Source organism: Micromonospora sp. NPDC047620 (assembly GCF_043205005.1).
Lineage (GTDB): Bacteria > Actinomycetota > Actinomycetes > Mycobacteriales > Micromonosporaceae > Micromonospora.
Map to the genome: position 1 here is coordinate 110639 of NZ_JBIDDG010000014.1, position 21716 is coordinate 132354.

Sequence of the window (21716 nt, forward strand, 5' to 3'; positions counted from 1 at the left end):
ATGGCGGCCCAGGTACGCGTTCTTCGTCAACGGATCCGCTCGGCGAAGGGGATGAAGAAGATCACCAAGGCGATGGAGCTCGTGGCGACGAGCCGGATCGCCAAGGCCCAGGCCCGGGTGGAGGCGTCCCTGCCGTACGCCCAGGCCATCACCGGTGTGCTCACGGCGCTGGCGTCCAACGCGCGGATCGACCACCCGCTGCTCACCCCGCGTCCGCGGGTGCGGCGGGCGGGTGTCCTGCTGGTCACCTCCGACCGTGGCCTGGCCGGCGGTTACAGCTCCAACGCGATCAAGATGGCGGAGTCGCTGATCGCCCGGCTCCGCGCCGACGGCAAGGAGCCGGTGCTCTACGTCATCGGGCGCAAGGGCGTCGGCTTCTTCCGGTTCCGTGACCGGCCGATCGAGGAGAACTGGACCGGCTTCTCGGAGCAGCCGACGTTCGCCGACGCCCGCGCCGTGGGCGAGACGCTGATCAAGGCGTTCACGGCCGGCGCGGACGACGTCGACGGCGGCGCCGGGCCGGACGGGGTGCTCGGGATCGACGAGTTGCACATCGTCTACACCGAGTTCCACTCCCTGATGACCCAGACCCCGGTCGCGAAGATCATCGGGCCGATGGAGGTGGAGGACCGTCCCCGGTCCGAGGGCCTGCTGCCGGCGTACGAGTTCGAGCCGGAGGCGGAGGCGCTGCTCGACGCGCTGCTGCCGAAGTACATCAACACGCGGATCTACGCGGCGTTGCTGGAGTCGGCGGCGAGCGAGTCGGCGGCCCGTCGGCGGGCGATGAAGAGCGCCACCGACAACGCCGAAGAGATGATCGAGAAGTACACGCGTGAGATGAACTCGGCCCGTCAGGCCGGGATCACCCAGGAGATCAGCGAGATCGTCGGCGGCGCGAACGCGCTGGCCGCGTCGGGAAGTGAAGTGTGATGACTGCCCCAGTAGAGACCAAGACGGCCACGGGTCGCGTGGTCCGGGTCATCGGCCCGGTCGTCGACGCCGAGTTCCCGCGCGACGCCATGCCGGCCCTGTTCAACGCCCTGCACGTCAACGTGACGCTCTCCGGCGGCGAGAAGACGCTGACCCTGGAGGTCGCCCAGCACCTGGGTGACAACATGGTCCGTGCCATCTCGATGCAGCCGACCGACGGCCTGGTCCGCGGCACCGAGGTGCGCGACACCGGCTCGCCGATCACCGTTCCGGTGGGCGACGCCGTCAAGGGCCACGTGTTCAACGCGATCGGCGAGTGCCTCAACCTCACCGAGGGCGAGACGCTCAGCCCGGACGACCACTGGGGCATCCACCGCAAGGCCCCGGCCTTCGCGGACCTGGAGCCGAAGACCGAGATGCTGGAGACCGGCATCAAGGTCATCGACCTGCTCGCCCCGTACGTCAAGGGCGGCAAGATCGGCCTGTTCGGCGGCGCGGGCGTGGGCAAGACGGTGCTCATCCAGGAGATGATCACCCGTGTCGCCCGGAACTTCGGTGGTACCTCGGTCTTCGCCGGCGTGGGTGAGCGCACCCGTGAGGGCAACGACCTCATCGCCGAGATGACCGAGTCCGGCGTCATCGACAAGACCGCGCTGGTCTACGGCCAGATGGACGAGCCGCCGGGCACCCGGCTGCGGGTGGCGCTCTCCGCGCTCACCATGGCGGAGTACTTCCGCGACGTGCAGAAGCAGGAGGTGCTGCTCTTCATCGACAACATCTTCCGCTTCACCCAGGCGGGTTCGGAGGTCTCCACCCTGCTCGGCCGCATGCCGAGCGCCGTGGGTTACCAGCCGACCCTGGCCGACGAGATGGGCGAGCTCCAGGAGCGGATCACCTCCGTCCGGGGCCAGGCCATCACCTCGATGCAGGCGATCTACGTGCCGGCGGACGACTACACCGACCCCGCCCCGGCCACCACGTTCGCCCACCTCGACGCGACCACCAACCTGGAGCGGTCGATCTCCGACAAGGGCATCTACCCGGCCGTGGACCCGCTGGCGTCCTCGTCCCGGATCCTTGCCCCGGAGTTCGTCGGCGCCGAGCACTTCGCGGTGGCGACCGAGGTGAAGCGGATCCTGCAGAAGTACAAGGACCTGCAGGACATCATCGCCATCCTCGGTATCGAGGAGCTCTCCGAGGAAGACAAGATCACCGTGCAGCGCGCGCGGCGGATCGAGCGCTTCCTGTCGCAGAACACCTACGCCGCCGAGCAGTTCACCGGCGTGCCGGGCTCGACGGTCCCGATCAAGGAGACCATCGAGGCGTTCAAGAAGATCAGCGAGGGTGAGTACGACCACTTCCCCGAGCAGGCCTTCTTCATGTGCGGCGGTCTGGAGGACCTGGAGCGCAAGGCGGCGGAGCTGATGAAGGGCTGACCTGTCGTCCTGAAAAAGGCCGCCCCGGCAATGCCGGGGCGGCCTTTTGTTCATCTTCGGGCCTTATGATCGCCGCTGCCCGGTTCCGCGCGGTCGGCGATCAAGCCGAACGCGAGGTACCGTCGATCCGCGCGCTCGCCGGAAGCGAGCGTCGATCTGTGCAACCAATCGGCTGCGTGCGCCCGTCTCCTGATCGTGGGCGTGACGAACGGAGATGATCGTGGGTAAGGCCGGCAAGCGCGGCGGCAAGTCGTCCGTGTGGTCGGGGGTGCCGCGATGGGCCCGGGCCTGCACGGTGTTCGGTGCCGTTCTGATGCTGCTCAGCGGCGTGGTCCTGGTCGGCGCCGAGGCGCTGATGGCCCGCTACGAGGGCGCGGTGGGCAAGGCCGACCTCTTCGGCGACCAGGCCGCCGGGGCGAAGGAGCGCAAGAGCGACATCAAGGGCCCGCTCAACATCCTGCTGGTCGGCATCGACCCGCGCAACCCGGAGGCGCCGCCGCTGGCCGACTCGATCATGGTGCTGCACGTGCCCGCGGAGATGGACCGCGCCTACCTCTTCTCGATGCCGCGCGACCTCCTCGTGGAGATCCCCAAGTTCAGCCGGGCGGAGTTCAACGGCGGCACCGACAAGCTCAACGCGGCGATGTCGTACGGCAGCCGGGTGCCGGGCGGGAACCCGGACGCCGCCCGGGGCTTCGAGCTGCTGGCGACGACGGTGCAGAAGGTCACCGGCATCAAGCGCTTCGACGCCGGCGCGATCATCAACTTCAACGGCTTCCAGAAGATCGTCGACGCGATGGGCGGCGTCGACATGTACATCGAGCGCGAGGTGCGCTCCGAGCACCGCGAGCCGGACGGCAAGCACCGCAAGGGCAACCCGCACGGCGACGGCTACGTCGGCCCGCAGGCGGTCTACAAGAAGGGCAACCAGCACCTCAGCGGCTGGCAGGCGCTCGACTACGTCCGGCAGCGCTACCCGAAGAACGGCGTCCCGGACGGCGACTACGGCCGGCAGCGCCACCAGCAGCAGTTCGTCAAGGCCATGGCCGGCCAGGCGCTGAGCGCCGACGTGGTGACGAACCCGATCAAGCTGGACCGGGTGCTGCGGGCGGCCGGGCAGTCGCTGATCTTCAGCGGCCGCGGCAACAGCGTGATCGACTTCGGCATCGCCCTGAAGAACATCCGCCCGGAGACGATCCAGATGGTCAAGCTGCCCGGCGGCGGGGTCACCGAGAACGGGAAGTACCGGGGCGAGCGGTTCGAGCCGGCCGTGGAGGACTTCTTCACCGCCCTCAAGAACGAGCAGCTGGACGCGTTCCTGTTGGAGCACCCCGACTTCCAGAACAAGGCCAAATAGCCGTGGCGCAGGTCTCGCCACCCGCGTTGGGGGCGCGTCCGCGGCAAGACTAGACTTTCGACAATCCGCCGCCGCAGCAAGGAGACAGCGTGGCACAGCAGCTTCACGTCGAGCTCGTAGCCGTCGAGGAGAAGGTCTGGTCCGGTGACGCCGAGATGGTCGTCGCCCGGACGACCGAGGGTGAGCTGGGTGTGCTGCCGGGGCACGCGCCCCTGCTCGGCCAGCTCGCCGAGCCCGGCCAGGTACGCATCAAGCTCGCCGGTGGCGAGCAGGTCTCCTACGAGGTCGCCGGTGGCTTCCTCTCGGTGACCGCCGGCGGCGTCACCGTCCTGGCCGAGAGCGCCACCCCGGTTTCCGCCGCACAGAGCCGCTGAGCCGCACCGCCGATGGGGATCGTCGAAGGGATCGGAATCGGCGTAGCCGTCATCCTCGGCGCGCTCCTGATCCTCTTCGCCCGGCGGGCCGTCGTCACGCGTAGCGGAGGCATCATCCGGCTCGGCGTCCGGACCTCCACGATGCTCGACGGCCGCGGCTGGTCCCCCGGCTTCGGCCGGTTCGTCGGCGACGAACTCCGCTGGTACCGGGCCTTCAGCCTCGCCATCCGTCCCACGCGGGTGCTCTCCCGCAAGGGACTGGCCGTGGAGCGCCGGCGGCTTCCGGAGGGGCAGGAACGCCTCTCCATGCCCGCCGACTGGGTCATCCTCCGCTGTACCAGCAGCCACGCTCCGGTCGAGATCGCCATGGCGCGATCCACCGTTACCGGGTTCCTCTCCTGGCTCGAGGCCGCCCCTCCGGGGGCGGCCTCGCCGCGTCTGGCCTCCCAGGACTGGCCCGCCGCCTGACCACGCCCGCTTCAGACATCTCCCCACGCCGTCGAACCGCCTGCTCCGCGACGAGAGTGACCCCGACGGTGTCTCCGGGGAGCCCGCTCGTGGAGGGATCAAGCCTGACCGCCCGGAGCGAGTGGGCTCCCCGGAGACACCCCACCGCAAGCTGAGAGACGCCTCAGGCGGCCGAAGCCACCAGTTCCACTTCGTAGCCCTGGTCGTCGGCCAGGTAGGCGGCGTACGTCCCGGGGCCGCCGGCGTGCGGGTGGCGGTCGGGGAAGAGCAGCGTCCAGCCGTGTGCCGGCGCCGCCGCGACCAGCCGGTCCACCGCAGCGGGCGGGCCGGCGTGGAAGGCCAGGTGGTTGAGGCCCGGGGCGAGCCGGTCGTGCCGCCGCCCGCGCAACGCCGGTGAATGCTCCACCACCAGGTACGTCGGGCCGAGCCGCCAGGAGCGGCCGGCCGGCCACTCCTGGAACGGCGTCCAGCCCAGCTCGCCGAGCAGCCAACCCCAGCCGCGGACGGCGGCGGCCAGGTCGGGCACCCAGACCTCGACGTGGTGCAGCGCGCCCACCGGGGTGTCCGACGGGAGGGGATGCTGCGCGGTCAGCGCCTACCGCCCGGCACCCATAGCACATCTCCGCCCGGATTGGCCGTTCTTGCCAGGATGAACAGCAGGTCAGAGAGCCGGTTGAGATACTTTGCCGGGAGCGAGCTGGTCCGCTCAGGGTCGTGCGCGACCAGGGCCCACGCCGCCCGCTCGGCGCGTCGGGCGACCGTCCGCGCCACGTGCAGCAGCGCCGCACCCGCGGTGCCGCCGGGGAGGATGAAGGAGTCGAGCTTGCTCAGGCGTGCGTTGTACCCGTCGCACCAACCCTCGATGCGCTCGACGTACTCCTCGGTGACCCGCAGCGGCGGGTACTTCGGATCCGGCTCGACCGGGGTGGCCAGGTCGGCGCCCACGTCGAACATGTCGTTCTGGATCGACGCCAGGACGCCCCGCAGCTCGTCGTCGAGCTGCCCCAACGCGAGCGCCACGCCGATCGCGGCGTTGCACTCGTCGACGTCCGCGTACGCGGTGATGCGCGGATCGGTCTTCGGCACTTGTTCGTTGTTGCTCAGCCTGGTCATGCCGGCGTCGCCGGCCTTGGTGTAGATGCGCGTGAGGTGGACGGCCATGACGCACAGCCTACGGATACCGGACCTGCCGATCCCGGTGCGCCCGGGCACACTCCGGCCGGGCGGGGTGGGCCCCGGGGACGCCGGTGACCCGGCGGTCAACGACGTCGACGTCATCCGGGTGCGCGGCGACGCCCGCCTGGCCGGCACGGTGCACGTCGTCGGCGCGAAGAACTCGGCGCTGAAGCTGATGGCCGCCGTGCTGCTCGCCCCGGGGCGCAGCGTGATCACCAACGTCCCGCGGATCACCGACATCGCGATCATGGGCGAGGTGCTCCGCCGGCTCGGCTGCGGCATCCGCTTCGACGCCGACGACCCGGTCGACCCGATGGTCGCGCACGGCGGGGTGGCCCGGTCCCGGTCGGTCGTCATCGACGTGCCCGAACAGCCCGGCACCGAGGCCGACTACGACCTCGTCCGCCGGTTGCGCGCCTCCATCTGCGTGCTCGGCCCGCTGTTGGCCCGCCTTGGGTACGTGCGGGTGGCCCACCCCGGCGGGGACGCCATCGGCTCGCGGGGGCTGGACATGCACATCTCCGGGCTGACCCGGATGGGCGCGGAGATCTCGGGCGAGCACGGCTTCGTGATCGCCTCGGCGCCGCACGGGTTGCACGGCGCGGAGATCATGCTCGACTTCCCCAGCGTCGGAGCGACGGAGAACCTGGTCATGGCGGCGGTGCTGGCCCGCGGGGCCAGCGTCATCGACAACGCGGCCCGCGAGCCGGAGATCGTCGACATCTGCACCATGCTCAACCAGATGGGCGCGCGGATCTCCGGCGCCGGCACGTCGACCCTGCACATCGAGGGGGTGCCCGGGCTGCGGCCGGTGCGGCACGCCACGGTGGGGGACCGGATCGTGGCCGGCACCTGGGCCTTCGGCGCGGCGATGACCCGGGGGGACGTCACCGTGACCGGGGTGGAGCCGGGGTTCCTGGAGGTCGCGCTCGACAAGCTGATCTCCGCCGGTGGCCTGGTGGAGACCAGGGGCGACGCGTTCCGAGTCCGGATGGACGACCGGCCGAAGGCGGTGGACGTGGTCACCCTGCCGTACCCGGGCTTCGCCACCGACCTGCTGCCGATGGCGATCGGCCTGGCGGCGGTCAGCGACGGCGCGTCCCTGATCACCGAGAACATCTTCGACGGCCGGTTCATGTTCGCCAACGAGATGATGCGGCTGGGCGCGGACATCAAGACCGACGGGCACCACGCGGTGGTACGCGGTCGCGAGCGGCTCTCCGGCGCACCCGTACGCGCCACCGACATCCGGGCCGGCGCGGGGCTGATCATCGCCGGGCTCTGCGCCGAGGGGGTCACCGAGGTCTCCCACGTGCACCACGTGGACCGGGGCTACCCGGACTTCGCGGCGGACCTGCGGGCGCTCGGCGTCGAGGTGGAGCCGGGCACCGCACCGGAGGAGCCGGACCTCACCATCTGAAGGCCCCGCCGCTGCCGTCCGCCGCCCGGGCGACACGCCTTAGCATCCGTTCAGGCGTGCCGACTAGGGTGCTGGCAGACACTCATTCAGGCGAGGGAGAAGCAGATGGCGGGTCGACTCGCGGTCGTCGGGGCCGGGCTGATGGGCTCGGGCATCGCCCAGGTGGCGGCGCAGGCGGGCTGGCAGGTGACGCTGCGGGATCTGGACGACGCGGCCACCAAGCGGGGCGTGGACGGCATCCGGAAGTCGCTGGAGAGGTTCGCCGAGAAGGGGAAGATCGAGGCGTCCGACGTCGAGGCGACGCTCGGCCGGATCACCCCGACCACCGACCTGGAGGCGGCGGCGGACGCGGACATCGTCGTCGAGGCGGTCTTCGAGAAGATCGAGATCAAGCACGAGGTGTTCCGGGCGCTGGACAAGATCTGCCGGCCCGACGCGATCCTGGCCACCAACACCTCGGCCATCCCGGTGACCCAGATCGCCACGGCGACCGAGCGGCCGGAGGCGGTCGTCGGCACCCACTTCTTCTCACCGGTGCCGATGATGAAGCTCTGCGAGCTGGTGCGCGGCTACAAGACCAGCGACGAGACCCTGGCGACGGCGAAGGCGTTCGCCGAGGGGATCGGCAAGACCGTCGTGGTGGTCAACCGGGACATCGCCGGCTTCGTCACCACCCGGCTGATCAGCGCGCTCGCCATGGAGGCGGTCAAGCTGGTCGAGTCCGGCGTGGTCTCCGCCGAGGACCTGGACACCGCCTGCAAGCTCGGCTTCGGCCACGCCATGGGCCCGCTGGCGACGATCGACCTGACCGGCGTGGACGTGCTGCTCAACGCCACGAAGAACATCTACACCGACACCGCGGACGAGAAGTTCTTCCCGCCGGAGCTGCTCCAGCGCATGGCCACCGCCGGCGACCTCGGCCGCAAGTCCGGCAAGGGCTTCTACACGTACTGAGCGCGGACGCGGCGGGGGCGGGCACCACGGGTGGCGCCCCGCCGCGCCTCAGCCGTCGCGCTTGGTCGTCCAGCGGAACGTGGTCAGGCAGAGCACTAGGCCGACCACGCACCAGGCGACGAGCACGAGGGCGACCCGGTCCAGCTCGAACGAGCCCGCCGGCTCGCGGGCGCCGAAGCTCTCCGGCAGGAAGACCGAGCGCAGGCCCTGGCACATCCACTTCAGCGGGAAGATCGCCGCCACCTGCTGCATCCAACTCGGCAGCTCGGTGAAGACGAAGAACACGCCGGAGATGAACTGGAGCACCAGCGCGACCGGGGTGACCACGGCCGAGCCGCTGCGGGCGGTGCGGGCCAGCGACGAGATGGCGATGCCGCACAACGTGCAGGCGGTGACGCCGAGCACCGACACCCAGCCGAAGGTGAGCCACTTCGCGGCGGTGCCGGGCAGCTCCAGGTCGAACAGCGCCACCGAGACGGCGAGCAGCAGCACGGTCTCCGCGATGCCGATGGCGACGACCATCAGGACCTTGCCGGCGAACCAGACCCACTTCGGCATCGGCGTGCCCCGGTAGCGCTTGAGCACCCCCCGGTCCCGCTCGATCGGGATCCAGATGCCGAGGTTCTGGAAGCTGACGGTCATCAGGCCGGTGGCGATCATGCCGGTGATGAAGTATTGGGTGTAGCTGACCCCGGGCGCGATCTGGTCGTCGAAGATCGCCGCGAAGATCACGATCATGATGACCGGGAAGCCCATCGTGAAGACGACGGACTCCCGGCTGCGCAGGAACTGGGTGATCTCCAGCCGGCCCTGCCGCAGGCCGAGGGCGACCGGACCGGGCCGTCGGGCCGGGGCCGTGGTGGCCGGTGGGGCGGGCTTGGTCGTGGTGGTCATCGGTGTCCGATCATCCGCAGGTAGACGTCCTCCAGGGTCGGCCGGGTCACCGTCAGGCCGGGGACCTCGCCGCCGAAGCGCGCGGCCAGCTCGGCCACCAGCGCCGTCGGCGTCGCGCTCTCCGCCGTCTCCAGCGACCCCTCCGGCGTACGCCAGGAGACCGTCGCGAGGGCCGCCTGCCGGTTGCCCAGCCGGTCGGGTGCGGCGACCTCGACCAGCCGTCCGCCGGCGATCACGCCGACCCGGTCGGCCAACGCCTCGGCCTCGTCGAGGTAGTGGGTGGTCAGCACGATGGTGGTGCCGGCGGCGGCCAGGTCCCGGATCAGCTCCCAGAACTCCCGGCGCGCCTCCGGGTCGAAGCCGGTGGTCGGCTCGTCCAGGAAGAGCAGCTCGGGTCGGCCGACGATGCCGAGCGCCACGTCGAGCCGGCGCTTCTGCCCGCCGGAGAGAGTGTGCGTACGCGCCTTCGCCTTGCCGGCCAGCCCCACCCGCTCGATGACCTTGTCCGGGTCGTCCGCCCCGGCGTAGAAGCCGGCGAAGTGGCGCACCACCTCCGCGACGGTCAGCTCGTCGAACTCGCCCGTGCCCTGGAGCACGATGCCCATCCGGGAGCGCCAGCCGGCGGCCGGCGCGGCCGGGTCGCTGCCGAGCACCGAGACGTCGCCGGCGTCGCGCCGACGGTAGCCCTCCAGGATCTCCACGGTGGTGGTCTTGCCGGCGCCGTTGGGGCCGAGCAGGGCGAACACCTCGCCGCGGCGGACGTCCAGGTCCAGGCCCGCCACGGCGACGTTGTCGCCGTACGCCTTGCGTAGCCCCCGGACGGAGATCGCGAGCTCGTCATCCATGTCGTCAAGTGTGCGTCCTGGCCGTGGCCGTGACCCGGCCGGGGTGTGGCGGTCCGACCCATGTCGGGAGCTTCGCACCCGGGCGTCCGCTCCATGGAGCTGTGTGGTTTTCCACAGCTCCGGTGACTGAACGGTAACTTAGACTCCCGCCATGGACGAGAAGGCTCTCCCGGGTCGGCTGCCCGAACGCGACCGCCCGTGGGTGATGCGCACGTACGCCGGGCACAGCTCGGCCGCCGCCACGAACGCGCTCTTCCGCCGCAACCTGGCGAAGGGGCAGACCGGCCTGTCGGTCGCCTTCGATCTGCCGACGCAGACCGGCTACGACCCCGACCACGAACTCGCCGCCGGTGAGGTCGGCCGGGTGGGCGTCCCGGTGGCGCACCTCGGCGACATGCGGGCCCTCTTCGAGGGCATCCCGTTGGCCGAGATGAACACGTCCATGACCATCAACGCGCCCGCGATGTGGCTGCTCGCCCTCTACGGCACGGTCGGCGCGGAGCAGGGGGCCGAGCTGGCCCGCTGTGCCGGCACCACGCAGAACGACATCATCAAGGAGTACCTCTCCCGGGGCACCTACATCTTCCCGCCGGCGGCGTCGCTGCGGCTCACGGCCGACGTCATCGCGTACACGCTGCGGGAGATGCCCCGGTGGAACCCGGTGAACATCTGCTCGTACCACCTCCAGGAGGCCGGCGCGACGCCGGTGCAGGAGGTCGGTTTCGCGCTCTCCACCGCCGTCGCGGTGCTCGACGCGGTCCGCGACTCGGGCCAGGTGCCCGCCGAGCGGATGGGCGACGTGGTGCAGCGGGTCTCCTTCTTCGTCAACGCCGGCGTGCGCTTCGTCGAGGAGATCGCCAAGATGCGGGCCTTCGGCGCGCTCTGGGACGAGATCACCCGCGAGCGCTACGGGGTGGCGAACCCGAAGCAGCGCCGGTTCCGCTACGGCGTGCAGGTCAACTCGCTGGGCCTGACCGAGGCGCAGCCGGAGAACAACATCCAGCGCATCGTGCTGGAGGTGCTGGGCGTGACCCTGTCCCGGGACGCCCGGGCCCGCGCCGTCCAGCTGCCCGCCTGGAACGAGGCCCTCGGCCTGCCCCGGCCGTGGGACCAGCAGTGGTCGCTACGCATGCAGCAGGTGCTCGCGTACGAGTCGGACCTGCTGGAGTACCCGGACCTCTTCGAGGGCTCACACGTGATGGCCGCGCTGGTCGACGAGATCGTCGCCGGGGCCCGGGTCGAGCTGGAGAAGGTGCTGGAGATGGGCGGCGTGGTGGCCGCCGTGGAGACCGGCTACCTCAAGAGCGCGCTGGTCGCCTCGCTGGCCGAGCGGCGGCGCCGGATGGAGGCGGGCACCGACGTGGTGGTCGGGGTCAACCGGTTCGCCGAGACCGAGCCGTCGCCGCTGACCGCGGCCGGCGCCGAGGCCGTCGAACAGGTCGACCCGGCGGTGGAGGCGGCCGCTGTGGCCTCGGTACGCGAATGGCGGGCCGGGCGGGACGCGGCGGCCGTGGACGCGGCGCTGGCCCGACTGCGCGCGGACGCCGCGACCACCACGAACCTGATGCCGGCGACACTCGAGTGCGTGCGGGCCGGCGTGACCACCGGCGAGTGGGCCGGCGCGCTGCGGCAGGTCTTCGGCGAGTACCGCGCCCCCACCGGCCTGGCCGGCGCCGCCGGGGCCGGCGGGGACGCCACCCTGGCTGCCGTCCGCGAGCGGGTCGCCGCCACCGCCCGCGAGTTGGGCAGCGGCCGGCTGCGGCTGCTGGTCGGCAAGCCCGGCCTGGACGGGCACTCCAACGGCGCGGAGCAGATCGCGGTACGCGCCCGCGACGCCGGCTTCGAGGTGGTCTACCAGGGCATCCGGCTGACCGCCGGGCAGATCGTCGCCGCCGCCGTCGAGGAGGACGTGGACCTGGTCGGCCTGTCGGTGCTCTCCGGCTCGCACCTGGCCGCGGTGCCGGCGGTGCTGGACGGGCTGCGCGCGGCCGGCCGGCCGGACCTGCCCGTGGTGGTCGGCGGGATCATCCCGGCCGGCGACGCCGCACAACTCCGGGCCGCCGGGGTGGCCCGGGTCTTCACGCCGAAGGACTTCGCCCTCACCGGCATCATCGACGACCTGGTCACCGTCGTTCGCGAGGCCAACGGCCTGAGCTGAAAGGAAGGGCCCCCTGTTAACGCTAGGCGTTAACAGGGGGCCCTTCCTTTCACTCTGGGCGGTCAGCGGCTGATGTAGGTCATGCAGTCGGCCATGTCGTTGTCCGGGCCGACCTTGATCGCCGGCGCGTGGCACTCCAACTGGTCGTTGTGCCGGCAGTCGGCCCGCTGGCAGGCGCCGACCTGCGCGATGAGGCCGTCCACGCCGGCCTGGACGGCGGGCATCTCGATGAACGTGTGGCAGTGCGCGTGGTCCATGCTGCCGATCGTGATGGCGAAGGCGTGGCAGTCGCCGGTGTGGTTGTACGCGCAGGCCGTCACCACACACTCCTGGACCCGTGGCATCTCCATCGCTGCGGTCATGCCAACCTCCTCTAGAGTCTTTGCCCCGACTTTAGGCTTTTGGTGGGGTTGGCGAGGCGGATTCAGCCCTGCCCGAGCACCTCCGACAGCGGAGCCGGCTCCAGGCCGCGCTCGGCCAGCCCCGCCAGGATGTGCGGCAGCGCCTCGTCCGTCATCGGCGCGTTCGCCTCCGTCACGTGCAGGACGATCACCGACCCGGGGCGCACCCCGTCCAGCGCCGCCCGCACGACCGGCCGCCACGACTTCGCGAACGGATCGCCGCTCACCACGTCGCCGTCGACCACGGTCACCCCCAGCGGCGCCAGCGCGTCCAGCGCCTTCCGGTCGTGGCACAGCCCCGGGAAGCGGAAGTACCGGGTCTGCCGCCCGCCGTACGCGGCCACCACGTCGAACGTCCGCGCCACGTCGGCCGTCATCTCCCGCTCCGGGATGCGGGGCAGGCCATAGCAGTCCGGGGTGAAGGCCAGGTGCCCGTACGTGTGGTTGGCCAGCTCGAAGCGCGGGTTCGTGGCGAGCCGCCGGGTCACCGCCGGGTACTGCTCGACCCACCTGCCGGTCAGGAAGAACGTGGCCGGCACCCGCTCCCGCTCCAGCAGGTCGATGATCTTCAGGTTCGCGTACGACCGCACCGCGCCGCTGCGCAACTGGTACCGCATCGCGTCCGTCATGTCCGCGTCGAAGGTGAGCGCCACCCTGTTCCCCACACGCGGCCCGTGGTCGACGACGGGCGGCCTCGTGCCGGGCGGGGTCGCGCCCGGGGTCGTCGGGACGGGCGGGGTCGCGCCCGGGGTCGTCGGGACGGGCGTGGGCCCCGACGACGGGGACTGTGGCTGCGCCGCGGGGATCGGGACGATGCCTGCGGCGGTCGGGGTGCGGAGGGGGGCCGGGCCGGCGAGGAGCGCCGCGACGGCGATCACGGCGGCGGCGGTGGCGGCGGCGAGCGGAACGCGGGGGGTCTTCACGGGCACCGGGAGATGATGTCAGCGCTTCGTGTTCTCCGTGTGCCGGGCGTGGGTTGCTTTGCGGTCGTGGTGGGGTGTGGGTTGCGGTGCGTGGTGGTGGGGGTGTGGCCCGCCGTGCCCGGCTCCGGGCGGTCAGGCTTGATCCCTGCGCCAGGCACGGCGGGCCACACCCCGTCGGTGGTCGCGCGTCGTCCGTGCCTGGATGTCGGTTGTGCGGCACGGCTGCCGCGAAGCGTCGGTGAGGCGTCGGCGAGGCGTCACCGTGGGTGGGTCGGGTGCTGTGGGCGCTGTCGAGCTGCCCCAGCTGTGGGGCCACCCATCACACCAGGCTCGGCCGCCTCCGGGCGGCACGTCGTGCCGCGTCTGTGAGGGCAGCTCGACAGGGGCCGGGTGGCGGCACCCGTGGAGTCCGGTTGTGTCCCGTTTGTGAGGGCAGCTCGGCAGGGCTCGGGTGGGCGGTGTCCCGTGGGTCCGGTTCGGGGTGTGACCGGGGGCATCGTGGGGGCGGAATCGTGGCCGGGGCGGGGTCGATACACCCTGCGTACGGCCGAGCAAGGCCGCCCCCGGCGGGCTGGCGTGCAGGCCCCCGGGCCCCGGAATGTTGGTGGGTCGCCGGTCGTTACACATGGTCCCGGCCAATGGAGGGCGACCCCCTCGCCCCGCGCGAATGGCCGGTGCTCCGGTCCTCACGGCCGGTCTGATTCTTCCCGGCGCGTGACGCCGGATCTCCCCCGAGTTTTGTTGAGCGCCGGACGGTGCTTGCGCCCCGCTGACCCCCCTCAGCGTGTGGTGCCAACCCCCGAATGGAGCGTCTGATGAACACGATCATGCGTAAGAGCGTTCTTGGTATCGCTGGTCTGGCTGTTGCCGGTGGTCTGGCCGCCGGTCCGCTGAACCACACCGACACCACCCCGGTCGAGGCGGCGACGCCGATCACCGCTGTGGCGGTGCAGGCTGAGAAGCCGGGTATGGACGGGTCGAAGCTGGTTCCGCATGGTGTGCAGGGTGCGCAGTCGCGGATCGATCTGTCGGATGAGCAGGTTGGTAACGTGAAGGCGATCATTGCGGCGACGAAGAAGGCCGGGATGGACGAGCGGGCCGCGGTGGTGTCGATCGCGACGGCGTTGCAGGAGTCGAAGCTGGAGAACCTGGGTCATCTGGGTGACCGCAACGACCACGACTCGCAGGGTCTGTTCCAGCAGCGCCCGTCGAGCGGTTGGGGCACGGTGGAGCAGATCACCGACCCGGAGTACTCGACGACGGCGTTCCTGAAGGGCCTGAAGCAGGTCGACCGGTGGCAGGACATGCCGCTGACCGAGGCCGCGCAGACGGTGCAGGTGTCGGCGTACCCGGACCACTACGCCCAGTGGGAACAGCAGGCCGCCGACCTGGTCGCCGAACACTGGAACAGCTGACACACAGACATTCACCACAAGGGGGATCGCTGGCCGGCACCCGACACGGGCGCCGGCCAGCGGCACATCTCCACCACACATCGTCACCACCGACGACGGCCGGCACCCCCACGCGGGGTGGCCGGCCGTCGGTGCGTACGAGGGTCAGACGCGGAAGCCGGCGGCCCGGGCCGCCTGACGTTCGCGGCGTCGGTCGGACCGGCGGCGCAGGAACGAGACGACGAAGAGGACCAGCCCGAGCAGGAACGCCAGCACCAGCACCGGCAGGATGATCGCCACCACCGACATGACCACGCTGGTGGCGTCCTCGGCGGTGCTGGCCACCGGGGCGCCGACGCCGGCCGTGGTCGCGTTGACGACCGGTCGGGCGGCGGACTTCAGCAGGTGCACGCCGAGGGCGATCAGCACCCCGGTCACCACCGGGACCCACTGGTGGGAGGAGAAGAAGCTCCCCGGGTCGCTCACCGTCACCGTCTCCGACGACGAGCCCGCGCCGAAGGCCAGGCCACCGGCGGTGGGCCGGACCACGGTCTGCACCACGTCGTTGACATGGTCGACCACGGGCACCTTGTCGGCCACGACCTCGATGACCAGCAGCACCGCCAGGATGGCGAGCACCCAGCCGTTGCCGAGCCACTGCCAGCCGGCGGGCAGGTCGATCAGGCTGGTGTAGCGGGCCAGCAACCCCATGGTGAGCAGGGGGATGTAGGCGTTCAGCCCCGCTGAGGCGGCGAGGCCGGTACCGGTGAGAACTTCGAGCACCGTCTCAGCATCCCACCGCCACGCCAGTGCCGCTCGGTGGCGCGGGCCGGGGCCTCGGCTACCCTCTTCGGGTGCGGTTGGTGATTGCGAAGTGCTCGGTGGACTACGTCGGACGGCTCTCGGCCCACCTGCCGCCGGCCACCCGGTTGCTGATGGTGAAGGCGGACGGGTCGGTGTCGATCCACGCCGACGACCGGGCGTACAAGCCGCTGAACTGGATGAGCCCGCCCTGCCGGTTGGAGGAGGCCCCCGGCGTCTGGCGGGTCGTCAACAAGGCCGGCGAGGAGCTGCGGATCACCCTGGAGGAGGTCTTCCAGGACACCTCGTACGAGCTGGGCGTCGACCCGGGCCTGCGCAAGGACGGCGTGGAGGCGCACCTCCAGGAGTTGCTGGCGGCCAACCCGGAGACGCTCGGCGAGGGGTTCACGCTGGTCCGCCGGGAGTACATGACGGCCATCGGCCCGGTGGACCTGCTCTGCCGGGACGCCAACCAGGGTGCCGTGGCGGTGGAGGTGAAGCGGCGCGGCGAGATCGACGGCGTGGAGCAGCTCACCCGGTACCTGGAGCTGATGAACCGCGACCCGCTGCTCGCGCCCGTCGCCGGGGTGTTCGCCGCGCAGGAGATCAAGCCGCAGGCCAGGGTGCTCGCCACCGACCGGGGCATCCGCTGCGTCGTCGTGGACTACGACAAGCTGCGGGGCATCGAGCGGGACGAACTCACCCTCTTCTGACGCCCTCCGCACCATGGCTCACCGGCCGTACATCGCCTTGATGGCCCTGACGAGCCGGGCGACGTCGGCCGGCGTCCGCTCGAAGGTCGTGGAGGCCAGCAGCGACCGGGCCCGCCGGCGGGTGATCGCCTTGGCGCGGCTGAACTCGCGCAGCCCGTCCTCACCGTGGATGCGACCGAAGCCGGAGTCGCCGACGCCGCCGAACGGCAGCGTGGACATCCCGGCGAAGGTCAGCGTCGAGTTGACCGACGCCATCCCCGAGCGCAGCCGCCGGGCGATCGCCACCGCGCGTCGCCGGCCGAAGACCGAACCCCCCAGGCCGTACGACAGGGCGTTGGCCCGGGCGACGGCCTCGTCGGCGTCGCGGACCCGGTTGACGGTCAGGGTCGGGCCGAAGGTCTCCTCGCGTACGGCGAGTGAGTCCTCCGGGACGTCCACCAGCACGGTCGGGCGCACGTACGGCGGCTGCACCGCGTCGGCGCCGCCCAGCACCGCCCGGCCGCCCCGGGCCAGCGCGTCGTCGATGTGCCGGCGGATCACGTCGAGCTGGCTCGGCATGGTGATCGGGCCGATGTCGGCGTCGTCGGGGCCGACGGTCAACCGGCCGGCCCGCTCGACCACCTTCCCGACGAAGGCGTCGAAGACCGGCTCGACCGCGTAGACCCGCTCGATGCCGATGCAGGTCTGGCCGGCGTTGGTGAGCGCGCCCCAGACGCAGGCCTCGGCGGCGGCGTCCAGGTCGGCGTCGGCGTCGACGATCATCGCGTCCTTGCCGCCCGCCTCCAGCAGCACGGGCGTCAACGACTCGGCGCAGGCCGCCATCACCTTCCTGGCGGTGGCGGACGAGCCGGTGAAGGCCACCTTGCCCACCCCGGAGCGGCAGAGTGCTGCGCCGACGTCGCCGAGCCCGTGCACCGCGGTGAACACCGGGTGCTCCGGCACCACCTCGGCGAACGTGTCGACCAGCCACTGCCCGACGGCGGGGGTGTACTCGCTGGGCTTCAGCACCACCGCGTTCCCGGCCGCGAGCGCGTACGCGACGGAGCCGATCGGGGTGAAGACGGGATAGTTCCACGGCCCGATCACCCCGATTACCCCGTGCGGCTGGTATTCGAGGTGGGCGGAGAACTCGGCCAGGACGAGCCGCGAGCGGACCCGGCGGGGGCCCAGCACCCGGCGGGCGTTGCGGGCCGCCCAGTCGACGTGCTCGACGGCGGTGACGATCTCCACGACGGCGTCGGCCAACGGCTTGCCGCCCTCGGCGTGCACCAGCGCGGCCAGCTCCTCGATCCGCTGGGCGAGCAGGGCCCGCCACCGCAGCAGCCGCGCCCTGCGCTCGGCGAAGCCGAGCCCGGCCCACCACTCGCCGGCCGGGCGGGCGCGGTCGACCGCCCGCGCGACGTCCTCGGCGGTCGCCACCGGCAGGCGACCGACCTCCGCGCCGGTCGCCGGGCTCGTCGACACCAGCCGACCGTCCTCGATGACCGGGGTTCCCGGGACATGCACAGCCGTCATGACGGAAGTCTAGACCCGAGGATTACTCGCCGGTAGGGTGGCGGGCCTGCTGGTTCCGGTCCGCCGGGCCGTCCGTACGGAAGAGGTCACGGCCCCGCCGCCCGGCCTCGTTGAGCGCGGTGGTGCCCGATCTCGTGGACGTGGTCGGGGCGTCCGGCCGGCCGGGACTGTTTTGCGGTCTTTGTCAGCCGGTGGACACCGAACCGGCGAACGGGAGGTGTCCGGCCGGGGGCGTGGAGGTGACCGCCCGGCGGTCGAGGGCGACTACCGTGTGGTGGCAGGCTGGCGCGCAGGGTGACCGTGCGGGTGGGGGGCTGACTGTCCATGGAGGAGCGTCCGGAACTGATGCCGTTGCTGACGGTGGCGGGTGGGACGATGCGGGGGCTGAGTTTCCGGGTCGGTCCGGCGCGGCAGGTGATCGGCCGGGTGCCGACGGCCGACATCGTCGTGCCCGACGCGCACCTGAGCCGCCGGCACGCCGAGGTCTGGCTGACGGGCGAGGGCGCCTGCCTGGCGGACCTGGGCTCGACCAACGGCACCTGGCTGAACGACCGACGGATCACCGGCGTGGAGCAGTTGGCAGACGGGGACGTGATCCGGGTCGGGCGCACCGAGCTGCGCCTCTTCGACCCGGGCGTGGCGCGGACCGATCCGGTGGGGCTCAGCTTCGGCCGGCCGCGCCGCGACCACCGCCCGACGCTGCCGCTGCCGATCGCGACCCCGGCCCTCCCGGGCGCCGACCCCCTCGCGGCCCCCGCCCTTCAGGCGGCCCAGCCGGTGCCGCCGCTGTCGGCCGCGATGCCGGCCCTCCAGGATCCGGGCGCGGTGCCGCCGCTGCCGGTGGGCGTGCTGGGGTCCGCCCCGTCCTGACCTGTCGCCACACACCTCCCGACCAGGGAACATGGCGGGAGGACCCATGGACGCGGCCGGGGCGTCGTGGCAGCATGCCGCGGATGGAGACCGGACAGCATCTCGTGTCGGCGAACGGGATCACCCAGGCGGTGCGGGTGGCCGGGCCGCCGGACGGCGTGCCCGTGCTGCTGATCCACGGCAACTGCTCGTCCGCGGCGTTCTGGGAGCCGCTGGTGCGGCGGCTGCCGGACACCCTCCGGGTGGTCGCGCCCGACCTGCGGGGCTACGGGTATACCGACACCGCCCCGGTGGACGCGACCCGGGGGCTGACCGACTTCTCCGACGACCTCGCCGCGCTGCTGGACGAGCCGTCCCTGTTCGCGCCCGGCGCCCGGCCGGTGGTGGTCGGGCACTCGCTGGGTGGGGGAGTGGCCATGCGGCTGCTGGTCGACCACCCCGACCGGGTGGCCGCGCTGCTGCTCGCCGCGCCGGTCTCGCCGTACGGCTACGGGGGCACGCGCGACCTGGCCGGCACCCCCACCACGCCCGACTTCGCCGGCACCGGGGCGGGCACGGCCAACCAGGAGTTCGTCAAGCGGCTGGCCGCCGGTGACCGGGGCGCGGACAGCCAGGCCAGCCCGCGCAACGTGCTGCGGGCCACCTACGTGGCGGACCCGGCCTCGCTCGGCGACGACGAGGAACTGCTGCTGGACACCCTCCTCACCACCGCGACGGGCGACGACAACTACCCGGGCACGGCGGTGGACTCGGCGAACTGGCCCGGCACCGCCCCGGGCCGGCGCGGCGTGCTCAACGCGCTCTCCCCGGCGTACTTCCGGGTCGCCGACGAACTCGTGGCCGTCGCCGGCAAGCCGCCGGTCACCTGGATCCACGGGGACGCCGACGTGATCGTCTCGGACACCTCGCTGTTCGACCTGGCCCACCTGGGCTCGCTCGGCGCGGTGCCGGGCTGGCCGGGGGCGGACGCCTGCCCGGCGCAGCCGATGGTGGGGCAGACTCGGGCGGTGCTGGAGCGTTACGCGGCGGGCGGCGGCGCGTACCGGGAGGTGCTGTTGCCCGGCTGTGGGCACAGCCCGCACCTGGAGCGGCCGGCCGAGTTCGTCGCCGAGCTGCTCCGGCTGACCGGCGGGGCGGCCTGACGACGGGCGGGCCGACGGGCCGCACCGCTCGTGAAATACCCCACCGCGTCTCGACAACCGAACGTCACGTGGCAGACTCGCGCGCATAACCTTAGTGGCCGTTCACGCGGCTGTGCGGAGCATTGGGGAGGCCGGTCGTGGCGCGCGAGTTCACCAGCGTGGGCGTTGTGGGTCTGGGCACCATGGGTGCCGGCATCGTCGAGGTATTCGCGCGCAACGGCGTCGACGTCGTCGCGGTCGAGATCTCCGAGGGTGCGCTGGAGCGCGGCCGGGCCACCCTGACCGGCTCGACGGACCGGGCCGTGGCCAAGGGCAAGCTCGCCGAGGCGGACCGGGACGCGCTGCTGAGCCGGGTCCACTGGCAGGTCGGGCTGGACGCGCTGCACTCGGTGGACCTCGTCATCGAGGCGGTGCCCGAGCACCTGGACCTCAAGCAGCGGATCTTCGCCGAGCTGGACCGGGTCTGCAAGCCCGAGGCCATCCTGGCCACCAACACCTCGTCGCTGAGCGTCACCGAGATCTCCGTCGCCACCAGCCGGCCCAACCAGGTGATCGGCATCCACTTCTTCAACCCGGCCCCGGTCATGAAGCTCGTCGAGGTGGTCCGGACGGTGGTCACCTCCGCCGACGTGGTCGCCGACGTAGAGGCGCTCTGCGAGCGGCTCGGCAAGGTCGACGTGACCATCAACGACCGCGCCGGCTTCATCGCCAACGCGCTGCTCTTCGGCTACCTCAACCACGCCGTCGGCATGTTCGAGTCGCACTACGCCACGCGCGAGGACATCGACGCGGCCATGAAGCTCGGCTGCGGCCTGCCGATGGGCCCGCTGGCGCTGATGGACCTGATCGGCCTGGACACCGCGTACGAGATCCTGGACACCATGTACCGGCGCGGCGGCCGGGACCGCCGGCACGCCCCGGTGCCGTTGATCAAGCAGATGGTCACCGCCGGGCTGCTCGGCCGCAAGTCCGGCCGGGGCTTCTACACCTACGAGCGGCCGGGCTCCCCGAAGGTCGTACCGGACGAGCGGACGCCCGTGGCCGCGGAGCCGGCGCTGGCCGACGGCGCGCGCGCCATCGCGAAGGTGGGCGTGGTGGGCTCCGGGACGATGGCCACCGGGATCATCGAGGTCTTCGCCAAGGCCGGCTACGAGGTCGTCTCGGTGACCCGGGGCGCGGAGAAGTCCGCGAAGGTCTGCGAGGCGGTCAAGACCTCGCTCAACAAGGGCGTGGTGCGCGGCAAGGTCAGCGAGGCCGACCGGGACGCCACGCTCGGCCGGATCAACTGGTCGGCCACCCTGGAGCACCTGGCGGACGTCGACCTCGTGGTCGAGGCCGTGGTGGAGGAGCTGAGCGTCAAGAAGGCCCTCTTCGCCAGCCTCGACGAGATCTGCAAGCCGGGCGTCGTGCTCGCCACCACCACCTCGTCGCTGCCGGTGATCGACGTCGCGATGGCCACCCAGCGGCCCGCCGACGTGGTCGGGTTGCACTTCTTCAACCCGGCCCCCGTCATGCCGCTGGTCGAGATCGTGCAGACCATCCGGACCTCGGCCGAGACGACCGCCACCGCCCGCGCCGTCTGCGCCGCGCTGGGCAAGACGGGCGTGGTCTGCGGCGACCGGTCCGGCTTCGTCGTCAACGCGCTGCTCTTCCCGTACCTCAACGACGCGGTCAAGATGCTGGAGGCCAGTTACTCCACCGCCGACGACATCGACTACGCGATGAAGCTGGGCTGCGGCTACCCGATGGGCCCGTTCGAGCTGCTCGACGTGGTCGGCCTGGACGTCTCGCTGGCCATCCAGCGGGAGCTCTACCTGGAGCTGCGCGAGCCGGGCTTCGCGCCCGCGCCCCTGCTGGAGCACCTGGTCACGGCCGGCTACCTGGGCCGCAAGAGCGGCCGGGGCTTCCGCGACCACACCCGTCGCTGAGCGGGTCAACGCCCGGC

General features: G+C 71.8%; 21 protein-coding genes. 13 read left to right on the forward strand and 8 right to left on the reverse strand.

Translation table 11 applies throughout. The annotated features are described in order from the left end of the window. The 5 genes from ACGF5C_RS19110 (at position 1) to ACGF5C_RS19130 (ending at position 4565) form a co-directional block, all read left to right on the forward strand. Complete coding sequence (locus tag ACGF5C_RS19110; protein ID WP_393303301.1) at positions 1 to 930, forward strand: F0F1 ATP synthase subunit gamma; 930 nt, start codon at positions 1 to 3, stop codon at positions 928 to 930. Then, positions 930 to 2366, forward strand: coding sequence for a F0F1 ATP synthase subunit beta (gene atpD / locus ACGF5C_RS19115; RefSeq protein ID WP_393303303.1), 1437 nt, complete (start codon positions 930 to 932; stop codon positions 2364 to 2366). Before ACGF5C_RS19110 ends, atpD begins: the two co-directional genes overlap by 1 nt. A gap of 214 nt (positions 2367 to 2580) precedes the next feature. Then, positions 2581 to 3723, forward strand: a complete 1143-nt coding sequence (locus ACGF5C_RS19120; RefSeq protein WP_393303305.1) for an LCP family protein — start codon at positions 2581 to 2583, stop codon at positions 3721 to 3723. Positions 3724 to 3812: 89 nt separating this feature from the next. Next, positions 3813 to 4097 carry a F0F1 ATP synthase subunit epsilon gene (locus tag ACGF5C_RS19125; RefSeq protein ID WP_393303306.1) on the forward strand — a complete coding sequence of 95 codons (285 nt, stop codon included), beginning with the start codon at positions 3813 to 3815 and terminating at the stop codon, positions 4095 to 4097. A 12-nt stretch (positions 4098 to 4109) separates the two neighbouring features. Continuing rightward, entirely contained in the window at positions 4110 to 4565 is a 456-nt protein-coding gene (locus ACGF5C_RS19130) for a DUF2550 domain-containing protein (protein WP_393303308.1), read from the forward strand. Between the two features lie 163 nt (positions 4566 to 4728). Here ACGF5C_RS19130 and ACGF5C_RS19135 read toward each other — a convergent pair whose 3' ends face one another. Further along, positions 4729 to 5121, reverse strand: coding sequence for a VOC family protein (locus tag ACGF5C_RS19135; protein WP_393303310.1), 393 nt, complete (start codon positions 5119 to 5121; stop codon positions 4729 to 4731). 32 nt (positions 5122 to 5153) lie between these two features. Beyond that, entirely contained in the window at positions 5154 to 5726 is a 573-nt protein-coding gene (locus tag ACGF5C_RS19140; RefSeq protein ID WP_393303312.1) for a cob(I)yrinic acid a,c-diamide adenosyltransferase, read from the reverse strand. Between ACGF5C_RS19140 and murA the strand changes: the two genes are divergently transcribed. Beyond that, positions 5725 to 7161: a UDP-N-acetylglucosamine 1-carboxyvinyltransferase gene (murA, locus tag ACGF5C_RS19145; RefSeq protein WP_393303314.1), complete on the forward strand. Its 1437-nt coding sequence runs from the start codon at positions 5725 to 5727 to the stop codon at positions 7159 to 7161. The two genes, ACGF5C_RS19140 and murA, sit on opposite strands and share 2 nt — an antisense overlap. A gap of 105 nt (positions 7162 to 7266) precedes the next feature. Continuing rightward, on the forward strand, positions 7267 to 8115 hold the full coding sequence (locus tag ACGF5C_RS19150) for a 3-hydroxyacyl-CoA dehydrogenase family protein (RefSeq protein WP_357459570.1): 849 nt from the start codon (positions 7267 to 7269) through the stop codon (positions 8113 to 8115). Between the two features lie 48 nt (positions 8116 to 8163). Here the strand turns inward: ACGF5C_RS19150 and ACGF5C_RS19155 are convergent, their stop codons facing one another. Next, the gene (locus ACGF5C_RS19155) at positions 8164 to 9009 is read right to left on the reverse strand and encodes an ABC transporter permease (RefSeq protein ID WP_393303316.1); all 846 of its coding nucleotides are present in this window, start codon (positions 9007 to 9009) and stop codon (positions 8164 to 8166) included. Beyond that, positions 9006 to 9854, reverse strand: coding sequence for an ABC transporter ATP-binding protein (locus tag ACGF5C_RS19160; protein WP_393303318.1), 849 nt, complete (start codon positions 9852 to 9854; stop codon positions 9006 to 9008). The genes ACGF5C_RS19155 and ACGF5C_RS19160 overlap by 4 nt, the downstream gene beginning before the upstream one ends. Positions 9855 to 10005: 151 nt before the next feature. On the opposite strand from ACGF5C_RS19160, the gene ACGF5C_RS19165 reads away from it, so the two are divergent. Beyond that, on the forward strand, positions 10006 to 12012 hold the full coding sequence (locus ACGF5C_RS19165; RefSeq protein WP_393303320.1) for a protein meaA: 2007 nt from the start codon (positions 10006 to 10008) through the stop codon (positions 12010 to 12012). A 62-nt stretch (positions 12013 to 12074) separates the two neighbouring features. Here the strand turns inward: ACGF5C_RS19165 and ACGF5C_RS19170 are convergent, their stop codons facing one another. Both ACGF5C_RS19170 and ACGF5C_RS19175 read right to left on the reverse strand, forming a co-directional pair. Beyond that, complete coding sequence (locus ACGF5C_RS19170; RefSeq protein WP_393303322.1) at positions 12075 to 12374, reverse strand: DUF1540 domain-containing protein; 300 nt, start codon at positions 12372 to 12374, stop codon at positions 12075 to 12077. 62 nt (positions 12375 to 12436) lie between these two features. Further along, positions 12437 to 13342: a polysaccharide deacetylase family protein gene (locus ACGF5C_RS19175; RefSeq protein ID WP_393303324.1), complete on the reverse strand. Its 906-nt coding sequence runs from the start codon at positions 13340 to 13342 to the stop codon at positions 12437 to 12439. A gap of 809 nt (positions 13343 to 14151) precedes the next feature. Here ACGF5C_RS19175 and ACGF5C_RS19180 point away from each other — a divergent pair. Then, the gene (locus ACGF5C_RS19180; protein ID WP_393303326.1) at positions 14152 to 14751 is read left to right on the forward strand and encodes a hypothetical protein; all 600 of its coding nucleotides are present in this window, start codon (positions 14152 to 14154) and stop codon (positions 14749 to 14751) included. Positions 14752 to 14895: 144 nt separating this feature from the next. Here ACGF5C_RS19180 and ACGF5C_RS19185 read toward each other — a convergent pair whose 3' ends face one another. After that, positions 14896 to 15513 carry a DUF4126 domain-containing protein gene (locus tag ACGF5C_RS19185; protein WP_393303328.1) on the reverse strand — a complete coding sequence of 206 codons (618 nt, stop codon included), beginning with the start codon at positions 15511 to 15513 and terminating at the stop codon, positions 14896 to 14898. 71 nt (positions 15514 to 15584) lie between these two features. Between ACGF5C_RS19185 and nucS the strand changes: the two genes are divergently transcribed. Beyond that, positions 15585 to 16244: an endonuclease NucS gene (gene nucS, locus ACGF5C_RS19190; RefSeq protein WP_350678158.1), complete on the forward strand. Its 660-nt coding sequence runs from the start codon at positions 15585 to 15587 to the stop codon at positions 16242 to 16244. Positions 16245 to 16262: 18 nt separating this feature from the next. Here the strand turns inward: nucS and ACGF5C_RS19195 are convergent, their stop codons facing one another. After that, a complete protein-coding gene (locus ACGF5C_RS19195) occupies positions 16263 to 17759 on the reverse strand; it encodes an aldehyde dehydrogenase family protein (RefSeq protein WP_393303330.1) in 1497 nt (498 codons plus the stop codon). A gap of 324 nt (positions 17760 to 18083) precedes the next feature. Here ACGF5C_RS19195 and ACGF5C_RS19200 point away from each other — a divergent pair, with 324 nt between their 5' ends. From ACGF5C_RS19200 to ACGF5C_RS19210, 3 genes are all read left to right on the forward strand, one after another. Further along, positions 18084 to 18629, forward strand: coding sequence for an FHA domain-containing protein (locus ACGF5C_RS19200; protein WP_393303332.1), 546 nt, complete (start codon positions 18084 to 18086; stop codon positions 18627 to 18629). Between the two features lie 74 nt (positions 18630 to 18703). Next, the gene (locus ACGF5C_RS19205; protein ID WP_393303334.1) at positions 18704 to 19771 is read left to right on the forward strand and encodes an alpha/beta fold hydrolase; all 1068 of its coding nucleotides are present in this window, start codon (positions 18704 to 18706) and stop codon (positions 19769 to 19771) included. Between the two features lie 137 nt (positions 19772 to 19908). Beyond that, the gene (locus ACGF5C_RS19210) at positions 19909 to 21699 is read left to right on the forward strand and encodes a 3-hydroxyacyl-CoA dehydrogenase family protein (protein ID WP_393303336.1); all 1791 of its coding nucleotides are present in this window, start codon (positions 19909 to 19911) and stop codon (positions 21697 to 21699) included. Positions 21700 to 21716 lie beyond the last annotated feature (17 nt).